This window comes from Pseudomonas sp. GM48, from assembly GCF_000282335.1.
Classification (GTDB): Bacteria; Pseudomonadota; Gammaproteobacteria; order Pseudomonadales; family Pseudomonadaceae; genus Aquipseudomonas.
Genome location: NZ_AKJM01000085.1, coordinates 19,066 through 35,812, shown reverse-complemented (window position 1 = coordinate 35,812; position 16,747 = coordinate 19,066). Strand labels below are relative to the sequence as shown.

At 63.5% G+C, this 16,747-nt stretch carries 15 protein-coding genes; 9 read left to right on the top strand and 6 right to left on the bottom strand.

The window, feature by feature from the left end:
* Positions 1-9: 9 nt before the first annotated feature.
* From PMI28_RS13225 to PMI28_RS13265, 9 genes are all read left to right on the top strand, one after another.
* Positions 10-1,416, top strand: coding sequence for an ABC transporter substrate-binding protein (locus PMI28_RS13225; RefSeq protein ID WP_007987468.1), 1,407 nt, complete (start codon positions 10-12; stop codon positions 1,414-1,416).
* A 138-nt stretch (positions 1,417-1,554) separates the two neighbouring features.
* Positions 1,555-2,337: an ABC transporter permease gene (locus PMI28_RS13230; RefSeq protein WP_007987467.1), complete on the top strand. Its 783-nt coding sequence runs from the start codon at positions 1,555-1,557 to the stop codon at positions 2,335-2,337.
* Positions 2,337-3,185: an ABC transporter ATP-binding protein gene (locus PMI28_RS13235; RefSeq protein WP_007987466.1), complete on the top strand. Its 849-nt coding sequence runs from the start codon at positions 2,337-2,339 to the stop codon at positions 3,183-3,185. The genes PMI28_RS13230 and PMI28_RS13235 overlap by 1 nt, the downstream gene beginning before the upstream one ends.
* Complete coding sequence (locus PMI28_RS13240) at positions 3,182-4,144, top strand: HEAT repeat domain-containing protein (RefSeq protein WP_007987465.1); 963 nt, start codon at positions 3,182-3,184, stop codon at positions 4,142-4,144. The genes PMI28_RS13235 and PMI28_RS13240 overlap by 4 nt, the downstream gene beginning before the upstream one ends.
* Positions 4,141-4,419 (top strand): DUF971 domain-containing protein, encoded by a 279-nt coding sequence (locus PMI28_RS13245; protein WP_007987464.1) that lies wholly within the window; start codon positions 4,141-4,143, stop codon positions 4,417-4,419. Before PMI28_RS13240 ends, PMI28_RS13245 begins: the two co-directional genes overlap by 4 nt.
* A gap of 159 nt (positions 4,420-4,578) precedes the next feature.
* Complete coding sequence (gene lexA / locus PMI28_RS13250) at positions 4,579-5,196, top strand: transcriptional repressor LexA (protein ID WP_007987463.1); 618 nt, start codon at positions 4,579-4,581, stop codon at positions 5,194-5,196.
* A complete protein-coding gene (gene imuA / locus PMI28_RS13255; RefSeq protein WP_007987461.1) occupies positions 5,196-5,813 on the top strand; it encodes a translesion DNA synthesis-associated protein ImuA in 618 nt (205 codons plus the stop codon). Before lexA ends, imuA begins: the two co-directional genes overlap by 1 nt.
* A 7-nt stretch (positions 5,814-5,820) precedes the next feature.
* Positions 5,821-7,236, top strand: coding sequence for a Y-family DNA polymerase (locus PMI28_RS13260; RefSeq protein WP_007987458.1), 1,416 nt, complete (start codon positions 5,821-5,823; stop codon positions 7,234-7,236).
* The gene (locus tag PMI28_RS13265; protein ID WP_202949526.1) at positions 7,212-10,310 is read left to right on the top strand and encodes an error-prone DNA polymerase; all 3,099 of its coding nucleotides are present in this window, start codon (positions 7,212-7,214) and stop codon (positions 10,308-10,310) included. The genes PMI28_RS13260 and PMI28_RS13265 overlap by 25 nt, the downstream gene beginning before the upstream one ends.
* 172 nt (positions 10,311-10,482) lie before the next feature.
* Here PMI28_RS13265 and PMI28_RS13270 read toward each other — a convergent pair whose 3' ends face one another.
* From PMI28_RS13270 to PMI28_RS13295, 6 genes are all read right to left on the bottom strand, one after another.
* The gene (locus tag PMI28_RS13270) at positions 10,483-11,145 is read right to left on the bottom strand and encodes a flavin reductase family protein (protein WP_007987455.1); all 663 of its coding nucleotides are present in this window, start codon (positions 11,143-11,145) and stop codon (positions 10,483-10,485) included.
* Between the two features lie 12 nt (positions 11,146-11,157).
* Positions 11,158-12,645 carry an amidohydrolase family protein gene (locus tag PMI28_RS13275; protein WP_007987453.1) on the bottom strand — a complete coding sequence of 496 codons (1,488 nt, stop codon included), beginning with the start codon at positions 12,643-12,645 and terminating at the stop codon, positions 11,158-11,160.
* Positions 12,642-13,838, bottom strand: a complete 1,197-nt coding sequence (locus PMI28_RS13280; RefSeq protein WP_007987452.1) for an amidohydrolase family protein — start codon at positions 13,836-13,838, stop codon at positions 12,642-12,644. The genes PMI28_RS13275 and PMI28_RS13280 overlap by 4 nt, the downstream gene beginning before the upstream one ends.
* Positions 13,839-13,975: 137 nt before the next feature.
* Positions 13,976-15,028, bottom strand: a complete 1,053-nt coding sequence (locus PMI28_RS13285; RefSeq protein ID WP_007987450.1) for an extracellular solute-binding protein — start codon at positions 15,026-15,028, stop codon at positions 13,976-13,978.
* 16 nt (positions 15,029-15,044) lie between these two features.
* A complete protein-coding gene (locus tag PMI28_RS13290; protein WP_007987448.1) occupies positions 15,045-15,833 on the bottom strand; it encodes an ABC transporter permease in 789 nt (262 codons plus the stop codon).
* Positions 15,830-16,747, bottom strand: a complete 918-nt coding sequence (locus PMI28_RS13295; protein WP_007987447.1) for an ABC transporter permease — start codon at positions 16,745-16,747, stop codon at positions 15,830-15,832. Before PMI28_RS13295 ends, PMI28_RS13290 begins: the two co-directional genes overlap by 4 nt.

Genomic DNA, 16,747 nt, shown 5'->3' with positions numbered 1-16,747 from the left:
GAAACACTCATGATGTTGCGTGCAGCTTTGGCCGGTCTGGTACTGGCTTCATTCACCCTGTCGGCCTCGGCCGAAACCATCCGCATTGCCATCGGCACCCAGGACACCACCATCAACTGCGCTGCTGGCGGGTTGTTGATTCGCGAACTCGGCCTGCTGGACAAATACCTGCCCCACGACGGCCCCTACAAAGACGCCCAATACGAGGTGCAGTGGAAAAACTTCACCAGCGGCGCACCGCTGACCAACGAGATGGTGGCCGGTAAACTCGACTTCGGCGCCATGGCCGATTTCCCCGGTGCATTCAACGGAGTGGCATTCGAAACGGCGGGCAAGCACAGCCTGTTCATCAGCGTACTGTCGGGCAGCATCAAGGGCAGCGGCAACGGCATCGTGGTGCCGAGCGCATCGGGCGTGCAGTCGCTGGCAGAGCTGAAAGGCAAGACCATTTCCGTACCGTTCGCCTCCACTGCCCATGGCCTGTTGCTGCGCGCCGTCGCGGCCCAGGGCTGGGACCCGCTCAAGGACGTGAACATCATCGCCCAGCCGCCGGAAGTCGCCGGTTCCGCGTTGCAGGCTGGCAAGATCGATGCTCACGCTGACTTCGTACCCTTCGCCGAACTGTTCCCGAGCCGTGGTTTCGCCCGCAAGATTTATGACGGCTCCCAGGCCAACGCGCCGACCTTCCACGGAGCGCTGGTCGATCAGGCCTATGCGAAAAAATATCCGGAAATCGTCGTCGCTTACCTGCGGGCGAGTATCGAAGCCAACCAACTGCTGGCGGCTGAACCGGAGAAATACAGCGAGCTGATCGCCAAGGTCACCGGGGTCGATGCCGAGGTCAATTACCTGTTCCACGGCCCCCTCGGCGTGCAGACCCGCGACCTGAGCTGGAAACCGGAATACCGTCAGGCCGTGGGCACCGCCATCGATACCCTCAAGTTGTTGAAGAAGGCCGATCGCGGTCTCGATCTCAACACCTTCATCGACGACCAGTACATCCGCGCCGCCTTCAAGGCCTCGAACCTGGACTACAGCGTGCAGCTTGGGAATTACCAGCAGACGCCGCTCAAGGCCGTCGATGCCGCCAGCGGCAAAGCCATCACCGACTTCAGCCACGTGGCGGAAATCTGGGTGCGTGGCGAGCCGAAGGTTCGTCAATACGCCTCGGCGCAAGCGGCATTTACCGCGCTCACAGCGTTGAAACAGGAAGGCAAGAGCATCCGCGCGGTGTACGCCCAGGCCAGCGACAGCGGGATCAAGTTGCTGGCGGATCAGGCGTGGTTTGCCACTGATGCCAAGGGGCAATTCAATGCGTTCTTGCTCAAAGGCCAGGCCCAACAGTTCGCCACGGCGCAGGGCGGCAAAGTGTTCGACTTCGCCGATGCCACCACACAGGCCGTGGCCGCCCGCTAACACCTGGAACGACTCGATCAAATGTGGGAGCGGGCTTGCTCGCGAAAGCGGTGGGTCAGTCGACATCAATGTTGAATGTCCGACCGCTTTCGCGAGCAAGCCCGCTCCCACAAGGGTCCAGGGTTGAGAGGAAGAATTGTGTACCGACCATTTGCGCGCTGGATTCCCAGAGCCGCTTCACTGCTGCTCTGCCTGCTGTTCTGGCAACTCGCCGCCAGCCACCACTGGAACCTTGGCCTGGTGACCTTCGCCAACGTCCCGACACCCATGGCGGTCATTGAAGCCGCCCTAGGCCTTGGCGACTCGGGCAAACTTGCCCAGCACCTGGGCAGCAGCCTCGGCCGGGTGTTCGCCGGTTACCTTGCGGCGTTGATCATTGGCGTGGCCCTGGGCCTGGCCATCGGCCGCTCGAAATGGGCCGAAGATCTATTGCTGCCACCCCTGGAAGTGCTGCGCCCGATCCCGGCGGTGGCGTGGATTCCCCTGGCGATTCTGATGTTTCCCTCGTCGGAATTGTCGATGGTGTTCATCACCTTCACCGGCGCACTGTTCCCGATTCTGCTCAACACCGTGCACGGCGTCGAAGGCGTCGACCCTCGGCTGATCGCCTCGGCGAAAAGCCTCGGGGCAGGGCGCCGGGCAATCCTGCTGGAGGTCGTTCTTCCGGGCGCGGCGCCGAGCATCATCACCGGCCTGGCCATCGGCATGGGCACCTCGTGGTTCTGCCTGGTGACGGCGGAAATGATCTCCGGTCAATTCGGCATCGGCTATTACACCTGGGAGTCCTACACCATCCAGAACTACGCCGACATCGTGGTCGGCATGTTGCTGATCGGCGTGCTCGGCATGGGCAGCAGCCTGTTGATCAAGCGCCTGGGCGGGCTCTTCACGCCTTGGCACCGACCGCGAGGAAAAGCCTGATGAGCGTTTTTCAACACCTGGAAGGGCGTATCGATATTCGCGGGCTGTCGATCAGCCTGGGCGAGGGCCACGCGGCTTTCGAAGCGGTGCAGGGCCTCGATTGCCAGATCGAACCGGGGCAGTTCGTGTGCATTCTCGGGCCGTCCGGTTGCGGTAAGTCCACCTTGCTCGGCGCGCTGGCCGGCCACCTGCAACCGCGCACCGGCACCTTGAACGTGGATGGCGCGCCAGTGTCGGGGCCATCGCCACAACGCGGCATGGTGTTCCAGCAGCACACCCTGTTTCCGTGGCGCACGGTGCGCGACAACGTGGCGTTCGGCTTGAAAATGCGCGGTGTTGGCAAGGTCGAACGGCACAAGGCGGCGGATGAAATCCTCGCGCTGGTGGGCCTTGAAGGCTTTGCCGGGCGTTGGCCCGATCAGCTCTCCGGCGGCATGCAGCAACGGGTGGAAATTGCCCGGGTGCTGGTCAACCGTCCGCGCCTGTTGCTGATGGACGAACCCTTCGGTGCCCTCGATGCCCTGACTCGCTTGAACATGCAGGAACTGCTGCTGGATATCTGGACGCGCATTCGCACCACCGTGGTGTTTGTCACCCATGACATCGACGAAGCGCTGTTCCTCGCCGACCGCTTGCTGGTCATGAGCTCGCGCCCCGGGCGAATCATCGAAGACCTGCGCCTGGACTTCCCCCGGCCGCGCAGCACGGAGCTGGTGACCCGCCCTGAATTTTCGCATCTGAAGCGCCATTGCCTCGAACTCCTGCGGCACGAAGACGGCCGGCAACTGCCGCGTCTGAACCCGCTCGGACTTCCCCCTGAAAACAAACTGCCGCGATTTGCCCTATGACCTCACTATTCGATGTAACCGATAACGACGACATTCTTGCCTTGCAACCGCGCCTGACCGATGACGACCCCGGCGTGCGCCGGATCGCACTGATCGAGCTGGCTGACCTTGAGGAACCGGACGGCCTGCAGTGGTTGATCAATCGACTGGCCGAAGACCCGATGGCAGACGTTCGCGCCGAAGCTGCGCGGTTGCTGGAAGCCTGGGAGGACGAGCCCGTGGTCGAAGCGTTGTGCCAGGCCCTGACGGATCCATCCCCGGCGGTGCAGGCGGCCGCTGCGCAAAGCCTCAGCCTGCTCAAGAGCGAAGCGGCGGGCCGGGTCATTCTGCCGTGGACCGGGCACGCCGACATTGGCGTACGCATTGCCGCGTTCAGGGCGTTGCGCGAGCTGCGTTGCCCCGATGCCGCCGACGCGGCTGCCCGGGCGCTGGACGATGAAAGCGCCAGCGTGCGTCGCGAGGCGGTGGGCGTGCTCGGCTGGCTCAAGCAACTCGATGCCTTGCCGGCCCTGGCGCGGTTGGCCAGCGCCGACCCGGACACCGACGTGCGGCGTGCCGCCACCGGGGCGCTGGGCCTGGCGTCTGACGCGCAGGTGCTGCCGGCCCTGCGACAGGCATTGCGGGACGATGCCTGGCAAGTCCGCGAAGAAGCCGCCACCACCCTGGGCAAGGTCGGCCACCTCGACGCCGGCCCGGCCCTGATCGACGCCTTGGGTGACGATTACTGGCAGGTGCGTCTGCGCGCTACCCGCAGCCTCGGCCGCTTGCGTTATGGACCGGCGCTCGATGCGCTGATCGACACCCTCGGCCACCGCATCAGCAACCTGCGCAAGGAAGCCGCTTTGGCCTTGGGGGAGCTGAACGATCGAAGCGCCGTCGCGCCATTGCAGGCCGCGCAAGACGACGGCGACCCGGAAGTGCGCAAGGCCGTGCGCATTGCCTTGAGTCAACTGCAATGAACCCGCTGGCGATTGGCAATTCCCGCAGCAAACAGCAGTTGCGACTGAACTGGCCCGATGGCCGCGAACAGGTATTGGATCACGCCGAACTGCGTCGCCAGTGCCCGTGTTCGCAGTGCCGGGCGTTTCGTTTGCGCGGGTTGACCCCGATGGTTGATGCACGGGTTCGTGTGATCGAATTGCACTCGCAGGGCTATGGCCTGCAACTGGTCTTCAGCGATGGCCATGAGCGGGGGATTTATCCGTGGGCGTATCTGGCGCAACTCACCCCTTGAGCCACTGAAATCCAGTGTGGGAGCGGGCTTGCTCGCGAAAGCGGTGTGTCTGTCGATACTTCATTGGCTGATCCACCGCCTTCGCGAGCAAGCCCGCTCCCACAGGTTATCGACCAGATGACTGACGGTCCTTGCCAGGAAAAAGCCGAAAGAGTACAAATGTACTCCATGACGACTCTGACTCCCCGCCGTACCGCCATCCTGACCTTTATCCGCGATCGCATCGCCGAACACGGTCAGCCTCCAAGCCTCGCTGAAATCAGCGAGGCGTTTGGCTTCGCCTCCCGCAGCGTGGCGCGCAAGCATGTGCTGGCGCTGACCGAAGCCGGGTTTATCGAGGTCAACCCGCATCAGGCCCGGGGCATACGCCTGCTCGGGCAGCCGCCGCGTCCCGAGTTGCTGGACATCCCGGTACTTGGCCGGGTGGCGGCCGGTGCGCCGATCGGTGCCGATGCCGAGGTGCACAGCCGTTTGCTGCTCGATCCGTCGATCTTCTCGCGGGTACCGGACTACATGTTGCGGGTCCGGGGCGATTCGATGATCGAGGACGGCATTCTCGACGGTGATCTGGTGGGCGTGCACCGCAACCCCGAGGCGCTTAACGGCCAGATCGTCGTGGCACGGCTCGACGGCGAAGTCACCATCAAGCGCTTCGAGCGGGTTGGCGATGTTGTTCGCCTGCTGCCGCGCAACCCGGCCTACCAGCCAATCATCGTCGAAGCCGACCGGGACCTGGCCATCGAAGGCGTGTTCTGTGGCCTGGTGAGGCAAGGCTGATGGGTGCCGTCGTTGCGCTGGATACGCTGTTCAATGGCGGCCAGGTCTGGAAGGGCCGGCCTGCGCCACCGGCTGCCAGCCCGCAGCCCACCGGGCATGCCGCACTGGACGCGGCATTGCCCAGCGGTGGCTGGCCAGAGGCGGCGCTGACGGAAATCCTGTTGGCCGGGCAGGGCGTGGGCGAGTTGCAACTGGTGTGGCCGACGCTGGCACGGCTGTCGTCGGCGGGCGAGCGCATCGTGCTGGTGGCGCCGCCTTACGTACCGTATCCCCAGGCGTGGCAGAGCGCCGGGGTGGATCTGCGTCAGCTGTCGATCATCCAGGCCAGTGAGCGCGATGCGCTGTGGGCCGCGGAGCAATGCCTGCGTTCGGGCAGTTGCGGCGCGGTGCTGTGCTGGCCGCACAAGGCCGACGACCGCGCCTTGCGCCGCTTGCAGGTGGCGGCGGAAACCGGCCAGACCCTGGCCTTCGCCTATCGCCCCATCGGTGAAGCGATCAATCCTTCGCCGGCGGCCCTGCGCATCGCCATCGATGCCCGGCCGGCACAACTGCGCGTGCTCAAGTGCCGCGGCGGCCTGGCCCGTTCGGCGCCGATTGCCTTCGCCGTGGGGCATTGAGGTTGCCATGCGCTGGGTCTGCATTCTGTTCCCGCAATTGGCGCTGGACGCGGTACTGCGTCAGCGCGCCGATCCCGATGAGCCCCTGGCGTTGCTGACCGGCCCGGCCCAGCGCCGGGTGCTGCAGGCGGTCAACGGTGCGGCGCGGGCGCTGGGTTTGCGTCCCGGTCAGTCCATGAGTGCGGCGCAGGCCTTGAGCAAAGGCTTTGTCACGGCGGAATACGACGCCACCGAAATCGAACACTGGCAGCAGTTTCTCGCCGCCTGGGCCTATCGCTTCAGTTCCCAGGTCAGCGTGCATTACCCCCGGGCCGTGGTCTTCGAGATCGAATCCAGCCTCGGGTTGTTCGGCACCTGGCCGCAATTCGAAGCGCTTCTGCGCCGTGAACTCGGCGAGTTGGGTTTTCGGCACCGTATCGTGGCCGCGCCCAACCCGGTGGCGGCGCGGGTGCTGGCCAACGCCTACGACGGTCTGGTAGTGCCGGACGATCAAGCCTTGCAGCATCATCTGGGGCAAATGCCCGTCGACCGGATCGGCCTGCAAGCATCGGTCGCCACAACCTTGTCGCGCATGGGCCTGCGCACCTTGAGCCAGGTGCAGGCGTTGCCCCGGCATAGCCTGGCCCGGCGTTTCGAGGCCCAGGTGCTCAGGCACCTGGATGCCCTGTCGGGTTTGCGGCGGCTGGCGCTGGCGTTCTACCTGCCGCCGGACCGCTTCGATGTGCGCATCGAGCTCAATTTCGATGTGCAGTCCCATCAAGCCTTGCTGTTTCCGTTGCGCCGGTTGACGGGCGACCTGTCGGCGTTCCTGTGCGGTCGCGACAGCGGCGTACAGCGTTTCGACCTGCATCTGGAGCACGCCGGGTTGCCGGATACGGTCATCAAGGTCGGCCTGCTCAGCGCCGAGCGCGATCCGGCGATGCTCTTCGAGCTGGCCCGGGGGCGGCTGGAGCAGGTCCAGGTCGAGGCACCGGTACGTGGCTTTCGCCTGCGCGCCGAAGATTTGCCGACCTTCGTGCCCCAGCATCAGGCACTGTTCGACGACCGCCCGCAGCAGTCCTTGCCCTGGGAGCAACTGCGCGAACGCCTGCGTGCACGGCTGGGGGATGACGCGGTGCATGGCTTGCGCTTTCAGGCCGATCACCGCCCCGAGTGCGCGTGGCAGGCCCGTGCCGACAGCCAATCTAGCGCGGTGCCGGCCGTGGTGAAACGGCCGGGCTGGCTGCTGACCGAGCCGTTGGCCGTGCATCAGGGCTCGGCGCGCATCCTCATGGGGCCGGAGCGTATCGAGTCCGGCTGGTGGGACGGCGACGACGTACGCCGTGACTATTACCTGATCGAAACCCGTGCCGGCCAACAGGGCTGGGCCTACCGGGCGGTCGGCGAGGACGGCCCGTTGTGGTTGCAGGGCTGGTTCGCATGAGCAGCGAATATGCCGAATTGCACTGCCTGTCGAACTTCAGCTTCCAGCGCGGTGCCTCCAGTGCCATCGAGCTGTTCCAGCGCGCGAAAAAACAGGGTTATCAAGCCCTGGCGATCACTGACGAATGCACCCTGGCAGGCATCGTTCGCGCCTGGCAAGCGGCAAAGTCCGTGGAGTTGCCGCTGATTATCGGCAGTGAAATACGCATCGAGAACGGTCCGAAACTGGTGCTGCTGGTGGAGAGCCTCGAGGGCTATCAGGCGCTGTGCCGATTGATCACCCGCGCCCGGCGCCGCACGCAGAAAGGCCAGTATCAGCTGCTGCGCGAAGATTTCGACGAACCGTTGCCGGGGTTGTTGGCGTTGTGGGTGCCGGACGCTGTCGATGCCTTTGCACAGGGCCACTGGCTCAAGCAGGTCTTCGCCGAACGCCTGTGGCTGGCCGTGCAGTTGCATCGTGGTCAGGACGACGCCCGGCGCCTGAACGATCTGCTGACACTGGCCAGGGAATTGCGCATTGCGGCCGTGGCCAGTGGCGATGTGCACATGCACGCTCGCGGCCGGCGCGCCTTGCAGGACACCATGACCGCGATCCGTCATCACCTGCCGGTGGCCGATGCCGGGTTGCGCCTGCATCCCAACGGCGAACGCCATCTGCGCAGCCTGGACGTGTTGCGGGAGCTTTATCCACCAGAGTTGCTGGCCGAAACGCTGAACATCGCCCGGCGTTGCACCTTTGATCTCGGTCAGTTGCGTTACCAATACCCCCGCGAACTGGTGCCGCAAGGGCACTCGGCCACCTCGTGGCTGCGTCATTTGACCGAGGAAGGCATCGAGTGGCGCTGGCCAAAAGGGCCGAAACGCGAAGTGCTGGTGCAGATCGACAAGGAGCTGCAACTGATCGCGGAACTGGGCTATGAAAGTTATTTCCTGACGGTCCACGACATCGTCCGCTTTGCCCGCCAGCAACAGATTCTTTGTCAGGGTCGTGGTTCTGCCGCCAACTCGGCCGTGTGTTTTGCTCTGGGGATCACCGAAATCGATCCGGATCGCACCACGTTGCTGTTCGAGCGCTTTCTGTCCAAAGAGCGCAACGAGCCGCCGGACATCGACGTCGATTTCGAACACGAACGCCGCGAAGAAGTCTTGCAGTACGTGTTCCAGCGCTATGGCCGGGCCCGCGCCGCGCTGACGGCGGTGGTCAGCACTTACCACGCCGCCGGTGCGGTACGGGATGTGGCCAAGGCCTTGGGCTTGCCGCCGGACCAGATCAACGCCCTGGCCGATTGCTGCGGTCACTGGAGCGATGAAACGCCGCCCGTTGAACGCCTGCGCGAGGGCGGTTTCGACCCCGAGAGTCCGGTGCTGCACCGGGTGCTGAGCCTGACGGGGCAGTTGATCGGCTTCCCCCGGCATTTGTCCCAGCACCCCGGCGGTTTCGTGATTTCCGAGCAGCCGCTGGACAGTCTGGTACCGGTGGAAAACGCCGCCATGGCTGAGCGCACCATCATCCAGTGGGACAAGGATGACCTCGACGCAGTGGGCCTGCTCAAGGTCGATATCCTGGCACTGGGCATGCTCAGCGCGATTCGCCGATGTTTCGATCTGCTGCGCCGGCACCGGAGCCTGGACCTGAGTCTGGCGACCATCCCGCCCGAGGATGCGGCCACCTACGAAATGATCGGCCGGGCCGACACCATCGGCGTGTTCCAGATCGAGTCCCGGGCGCAGATGTCGATGTTGCCGAGGCTCAGGCCCAAGACCTTTTACGATCTGGTGATCGAGGTCGCCATCGTTCGGCCGGGGCCGATCCAGGGCGGCATGGTGCACCCGTACCTGCGGCGACGGAACAAGGAAGAACCGGAGGCGTATCCGTCGCCGGAACTGGAAGTGGTGCTCAAGCGCACCCTCGGCGTGCCGCTGTTTCAGGAACAGGTCATGCAAATCGCCATCGTCGCCGCCGACTACAGCCCCGGCGAGGCCGATCAGCTACGCCGCTCCATGGCCGCGTGGAAACGCCACGGCGGACTCGAACCGCACAAGGAGCGGCTGGCCGCCGGGATGAAGAAAAACGGCTACACCGCCGAGTTCGCCGCGCAGATTTTCGAGCAGATCAAGGGTTTTGGCAGCTACGGCTTTCCCGAGTCCCACGCGGCCAGTTTTGCCTTGTTGACGTACGTCAGTTGCTGGTTGAAATGCCACGAGCCGGCGGCCTTCGCCTGTGCGCTGATCAACAGTTGGCCCATGGGTTTCTACAGCCCAGATCAGATCCTGCAGGACGTCCGGCGCCATCATTTGCAGGTTCGCCCGGTGGACGTACGCGCCAGTGATTGGGATTGCAGCCTGGAGCCGATCAGCGCTGCGCAACCGGCGATTCGCTTGGGGCTACGCATGATCAAGGGCTTTCGCGAGGACGATGCCCGACGCATCGAAGCGGCTCGTTCGCAAGGGGCGTTTGCCGACATTGCCGACCTCGGCGAACGGGCACGGCTCGATGCCCGCGCGCAGGAGCAACTGGCCGATGCCGGCGCGTTGCGTGGCCTGGCGGGTGACCGGCATCGGGCACGCTGGGAGGTGGCCGGGGTACAAAAACAGCTGGGGTTGTTTGCCGGTCTGCCGAGTCAGGTGGAGGACGCGGTGTCGTTGCCCAAGCCCACCGTGGGCGAGGACCTGCAAGCCGATTACGCCAGTGTCGGCACTACCCTCGGGCCGCATCCGCTGGCCCTGTTGCGCGATGAGTTGAAGGCGCGGCGCTGCCGCAGTTCGAAGGAGTTGCTGGACGTCGAGCACGGTCGGCCGGTCAGCATCGCCGGGTTGGTCACCGGCCGGCAACGCCCGGCCACTGCCAGCGGCGTGACGTTCGTCACCCTTGAGGACGAGTTCGGCAACGTCAACGTGGTGGTGTGGCGTGACCTGGCCGACCGGCAGCGCCAGGTGTTGGTCGGCTCGCAGTTGCTCAAGGTCGATGGCCGTTGGGAGAAGGAGGGCGAGGTGCGGCATCTGATTGCCGGGCGCTTGAGTGATCTGAGTTCGTTGCTCGATGGCATTACTGTGCGCAGCCGGGATTTCCATTGATCCAAGGCGAGAGAGCTTTTGTGGCGAGGGAGCTTGCTCCCGCTGGGCTGCGGAGCAGCCCTCAAAGCGATCATCGCGATGGATCAGATACACTACGATGAATGGTTTTGCGACTGCTGCGCAGTCGAGCGGGAGCAAGCTCCCTCGCCACAGGATGTGTGGGGTGCTCCTTTTACTTGGCAATAGGCCAAAACCGCTCGCCACCCCCCGGCGCATCCGTCCACGCCTGCAACGAACGCGTCGGCAAATCGAAGTAATCCCGCGTCCGTGCATAGCCATGACCGCCCATGCGGCCGATCGCATCCAGTCCCAACTGATCGATGTACAGGGTTTTCGGATCGATCAGTTCGTCACGCACATGGGCCATCAGCACTTCACCAAAGATAATCTCCCGGGATTGGCCGATGGACAGCGCCATCATCCGCCGGCACTCCAGCGCCACCGGGGCTTCGCCGATGCGCGGGCATTTGACCGTGGTGCCGGGGATGGCGGTGAGGCCGGCGGCGGTCAGCTCATCGAAGCCGGGGGCGAAGGGCACGGCACAGACGTTCATGGCCTCCACCAGCGCATCGCTGACGATGTTCACGGTGAATTCCTGATTGAGCTGGATATTGCGGGTGGTGTCCTTGGGGCTTTGGTCGCCGTAGTTTTCCACGCCCAGGGCGAGGATGGGCGGATCGGCCGACAGCGCATTGAAAAAGCTGAACGGCGCCGCGTTGACCCGGCCTTCGCCGTCGACGGTAGTGACCAGGGCAATCGGCCGTGGCACCACGCTGCCGATCAGAATCTTGTATTTGTCCCGTGGGCTCAATGTGCTGAAGTCGAAGCTTTGCATGGGCAGAATTCTCTAAAGAAGTGGATCAATCGCGCTCAGCGGCGCGTGGGCGCTGTAGTCGTCGGCGAACGGGATGGCCGGCTGGAACAGACTTTTCCAGTCCGGTTGGCCAAAGGCCCGGTCGCTGTGGCTGCGCATCAGTTTTTCGAATTGGCGTTGGGCCTGGCGTTGCAGGGCGGGGTAGTCGACGCCTTGGACCTGGCCGTCCTGCATCACGCAGCGACCATCGATGTAGCTGGCGATGCAGTCATCACCGCGACCGGCCAGAACAAGATTTTTCAGCGGATCGAACAACGGCCCCAGGTGCATCCCGCGCAAGTTGAACACGGTGATATCGGCCTTGCAGCCCGGTGCGAGGCGGCCGAGATCATCACGGCCCAGTGCCTTGGCGCCGCCGAGGGTCGCAGCGTTGTACAGGTCCAGGGTGCTGGTCAGGTCGTTGCCACCCTCCATCAGTCGCGCGATGTTCAAACCCTGGCGCATGTTGTCCAGCAGGTCCGCCGGCCAGGTGTCGGTGCCCAGGGCGAAGTTGATGCCTTTGGCCCGATAACGCCCAAACGAATTCAGCGCTTCGCCGTCCCGGGCAAATACCACCGGGCAATGCACGAGGCTCGCGCCGCCATCCACCACACGTTGCAGGTCGTCATCGCCGTGGGTGTAAATGCCGTGGGGCAGCAGGCTGCGCGGGACCAAAAGCCCAAGCTGCTGCAACCAGCCCAACGGCGAGGTGCCGCGCAGTTGCTCGACCATCGCCACTTCACCGAGGCCCTGACAACAGTGCAAACGCATCGGCGCGTTCAGTTCCCGGCTCAGCGCGGCGGTGCGTTGCAACAGCGCCGGGGTGCAGGTCTGGATGCGATCGGGCAGCAGCGCGCCGCGAATCAGGCCATTGTGAGAACCGTCGAAATCCTCAAAGAACCTTTCAGCGGCATCGAGCCCGGCCATGCCCCTGGCTTCGTCCCAGTGGTGCGCCAGGGTTCCATCGGCGCGCCAGTAACTCATACCGCTCATGTAGCAGGGGCCGAGGTAGGTGCGCAGCCCCAACTCGGCAGCCACACCGGCCACCGCCGCAAATTCGTCGTAGGTCTCGGCCCACTCGCGGTAGTACATCGAGGTGATTGGCATGGCCGTGGTGATGCCATTGCGGATCAATTGGCTGAAGGCGTAGCGGTATTTGAAGACTTCTTCTTCGGGGCTGTAACTTTCCTGAGAGCCGCGCGCCAGATATTCCGCCGACCACATCCGGCCCATGTCGCGCTCGTCGCCGTTGTCCAGGGTCAGTACCGTGGAATCGAGATCGCCAAGGGCATCCAGATCGATGAAGCCGGGACCGATCAGCGCGTTGCCGTAATCAATCCATTGATCCACCGGCCCTGGATAACCGCGCCCGACAAACTCAATGCGTGAGCCTTCGAACACCACTTCGCCGTCGCGCCACAACACATGCCGGGTGCCGTCGAAGCCGACCACGCAACTGGCTCGCAAGCCGATGCGCTTCACAAACGACTGTCCAGCAAGCGACCGCCCGCAGCAATCAACTGCCCGCCGCGATAGACCTGACGCAACGGCCGCGAAACCACGGCTTCACCCAGTGTTTGCACCGGCATCAGCAAGAAGTCTGCCGCTTGGCCGATCTCCAGGCGATTGGCTTCGCAACCCAGCGCTTGGGCGCCATTGACGGTCGCCGCTTCGAACGCCGCCGCCAGTTCTTCGTCCTTGTTCAAATCGAATCGGAACGCCAGCAGCATCGCTCGTTCCAGCATGTCGCCGTTGCCCATGGGCGACCAGGCATCACGAATGCCGTCCGAGCCCAGGCACAGATTCACACCGGTTTCGCGCAGGGCCAGGAACGGTGGCACCGCGCAATCGGCCGGGGCCGAGCTCATCAGCGAAATACCCAGCATCGCCAGGCGCTCGGCCACAGGTAAGACCTGGTTCCACGGCAACATCCCCAGGCAATACGCGTGGCTGATCATCACCCGGCCTTCGCGGCCGAAGCGCTCGGTGTAGTCGGCGATCAGGGCGATCTGCCACAGACCCAGCTCACCCTTGTCGTGCAGGTGAATGTCGATACCACGGTCGAACTCGCTGGCCAGTTTGAAGACGAAGTCGAGTTGTGCGATAGGGTCATTGTCGATACCGCACGGGTCCAGGCCACCGACGTTCTCCACACCCAGGGCCATGGCTTCGCGCATCAGTTCGGCGGTGCCGGGGCGGCTGATGAGGCCGGTTTGCGGGAACACCACCAGTTGCAGGTCAATCAGGTCGCGGTAGTTTTCACGCAGTTGTTGCATGGCCTCGACATGACGCAGGCCGAACTCCGGGTCGATGTCGACGTGGCAACGCATGGTCAGCGAGCCACGGGCGATGCAGTTTTCCAGCAGGGCGCCGGCCCGTTGCGCAATCGGTGTGGTGACTTCACGCAGGATGCGCCGTTCGTTGGCGATGTAGTCTTTGAGGGTCGGACCGGCGCAGTTGGGGCGCCACGGTTGACCCCAGAGGGTTTTGTCCAGGTGGACGTGGCTTTCCACCAGTGCGGGGGTGAGCAGTTGGTTCTGGCCGTCGATGTCGGTGGTCAGCAGCTCGGTGCTCGAGGCCGGACGACGTTGGCTGAACCGGCCGTTTTCGATCAGCAGGTCTTCGGCGATTGAGCCGTAGGGGCGCACGTTGCGCAGCCAGCGGGGTTGATTCATTGCAAACCTCAAGTTGTATGTTGTCAGGGCCGGCCTCTTCGCGAGCAAGCCCGCTCCCACAGGGGAATGCATTTCAATTGTGGGAGCGGCGGTGCGACGATTCGACTTGCTCGCGAAGGCCGCGACTCGGTTTTGGATCAGCCCTTGAGCTTGGCCCAGATCCGGTCCTGCAGCTCACGCGCCTTGTTGCTGCATTCCTTTTCCGGACGCAGGCGCGAGGCGAATTCGTCGGGCATGTTGATGGCGTCCATCACTCGCCATTTGGCGTCGATCAGCTTGTCGCTCTGGATGCCGTTGTCGTAGGCGATGGCATTGGACACGGCGGCGGCGTTTTCCGGTTTCATCATCCAGTCGATGAAGATTTTTGCGTTGCCGGGGTGTGGCGCGCTTTTCGGTACGGCGAAGTTGTCCTGGAACATCGCCAGGCCTTCCTTCGGATACACGTATTTGATGGTGCTTTTCTGCAACGTGGCCCGCGCTGTAGACCCGTTCCAGTTCTGCATCATGATCACTTCACCGGAGGCCATGCGGTCGACGGTGTTGTCCGAGCTGTACATCTTCAGGAACGGTTTCTGCTTTTGCAGCAGCTCCAGAATGCGCTTGGCGTCCTGCGGGTTTTCGCTGCATTCGTCGACATTCAGGTAGTGGCTGGCGGCGTTGATTACGCTGCTGGAGGTGTCGAGGGCGGCGAGTTGGCCTTGCAGTTCCTTGCGCGGCTCGAAGAACTCTTTCCACGAGTCGTCCAGTTTGCCGCCGGGCACCCGGGCACTGTCATAGGAGAACCCGGTGGTGCCCCACAGGTACGGTGCCGAGAACTTGCGGCCGGGGTCGAAGCTCGGGTCGCGGAACGCCGGTTTGACGTACTGGAAGTTGGGCAGGGTCGAGGCGTCGATTTCCAGCAGCAGGTTCTGGTTGATCAGGGTGCGCATGATCGATTGCGACGGCACGATCACGTCATATGCGGCGCCGCCGGCCTGCAACTTGGCCAGCAGGGTTTCATTGCTGTCATAGCCATCCATGGTGACCTTGATGCCGGTCTCCTTTTCGAACTTGGCCAACAGGTCGACCGGGTAGTAATCGGTCCAGTTGTAGAAGAACAGTTCCTTGGGCTCGGCGGCCTGCGCGGTAAAAACGGTGAAGCAACTGAGGGCCAGACCGGCAATGCCGTAACGCATGTTTTTATTTTTCATAGAGCGCGCTCCAGGTTCATTGGTTTTTGCCGCGCTGTCCCAGCCAGAAGGCCAGCACCACCAGCACGATGGATATCACCAGCATCAGGGTCGAGATCGCGTTGATCTCCGGCGTCACGCCGGCCTTGATTGCCGAGAAGATGTACACCGGCAAGGTCGTTGAACCCGGCCCGGCGACAAAGAAGGTCATGATGAAATCGTCGAGGCTGACCACGAACGCCAACACCGAACCGGACAGCACCGCCGGCCACAGCAACGGCAAGGTCACCCGGCGAAACACCTGCCACGGGTTGGCGTACAGATCGTTCGCCGCTTCCAGCAGGCTCTTGTCCAGGTCATTGAGCCGCGCACGAATCGGCAGGTAGGCAAAGGGAATGCAAAAGCCGATGTGCGCAACGATCACCGTCAGCAAACCGAGCTTGATCCCCAGCGCCATGAACAGCAGCAGGGTGGCCACGGCGGTGACGATCTCCGGCAGGATCAGCGGCAGGTTGATCCCGCCCTCGACCATTTTCTGTCCGTAGAACGGCCGGTAAGTCGCCAGCGCTGCGAGCAACGCAATCGCCGTGGCGCAGACCGTGGCGATGCCGGCGACGATGATCGAGTTCAGCGCGGCGGTCTGGATCGACGGGTTGGCGAGGATTCGTCCGTACCAGTCGAACGAGAATTCGGTCCACACCGTCGCCGAGCGGTTGGCGTTGAAGCTGTAGGCGATCAACACGAAAATCGGCAGATACAGATAGGCCAGCATCAGCAGGCTGACTTCACGGGTCAGGGGCAGTTTTTTCAGGTGCAGGGCAATCATACTTGGGCTCCCCGACGCAGGGTCTTGGCGGCATTGCGGCTATAGAGGGCGTAGAGCACCAGGGACAGCAACATGATCCCCAGCAACAGGAACGACAGCGAACTGCCCAGCGGCCAATTGCGCGCGGTGCCGAATTGCTGCTGGATCAGGTTGCCGATCATCAACGTCTTGCCACCGCCGAGGATCGCCGGAGTAATGAACGCACCCAGGCTTGGCACGAACACCAGCAAGGCACCTGCAATCACCCCCGGCATCGACAGCGGCAGGATGATCCGGCGCAATGCGTGCCAGCGGTTGGCGCCCAGGTCATAGGCGGCTTCCACCAGGCGCCAGTCGAGTTTTTCCAGGGTCGAGTAGATCGGCAGGATCATGAATGGCAGGAAGCTGTAGACCAGGCCGACGCTGACCGCGAAGTCGTTGTAGAGCAGGGTGATGCCACCGGCTTGCGGGAACAGCGCGTTGAGGCTCTGGGCGACCCAGCCGTGTTCGCGCAGGATGATCAGCCACGCATAGTTGCGGATCAGCAGGTTGGTCCAGAACGGAATGGTGATCAGCAATACCATCAGGTTGCGCCGACGGGGTGTCAGGCTCGACATCCACAACGCCACCGGAAAGCCGAACAGGAAACACAACACCGTGGTGCCACCGGCCTGGAACACTGAGCGCAACAACGCTTGGGCATAGACCCAGTTCAGTTCCAGTTCACCGTCGAAACCTTCCTGGAAAAACAGTTGCACGTAACTTTGCAATTGCCAGTTGGCCTGCCAGTCGACGCCACCGTAGACGTTGCGTGGCAACAGGCTGATGTAGCCCATGATGCCCAGCGGAATGGCGATCAGGGCCAGCAGGGTCAGAACCACCGGGCTGAGCAGCAGCGCACGGTTGAGGGCTGGGGAAGTGCTGCTGACGCTCAT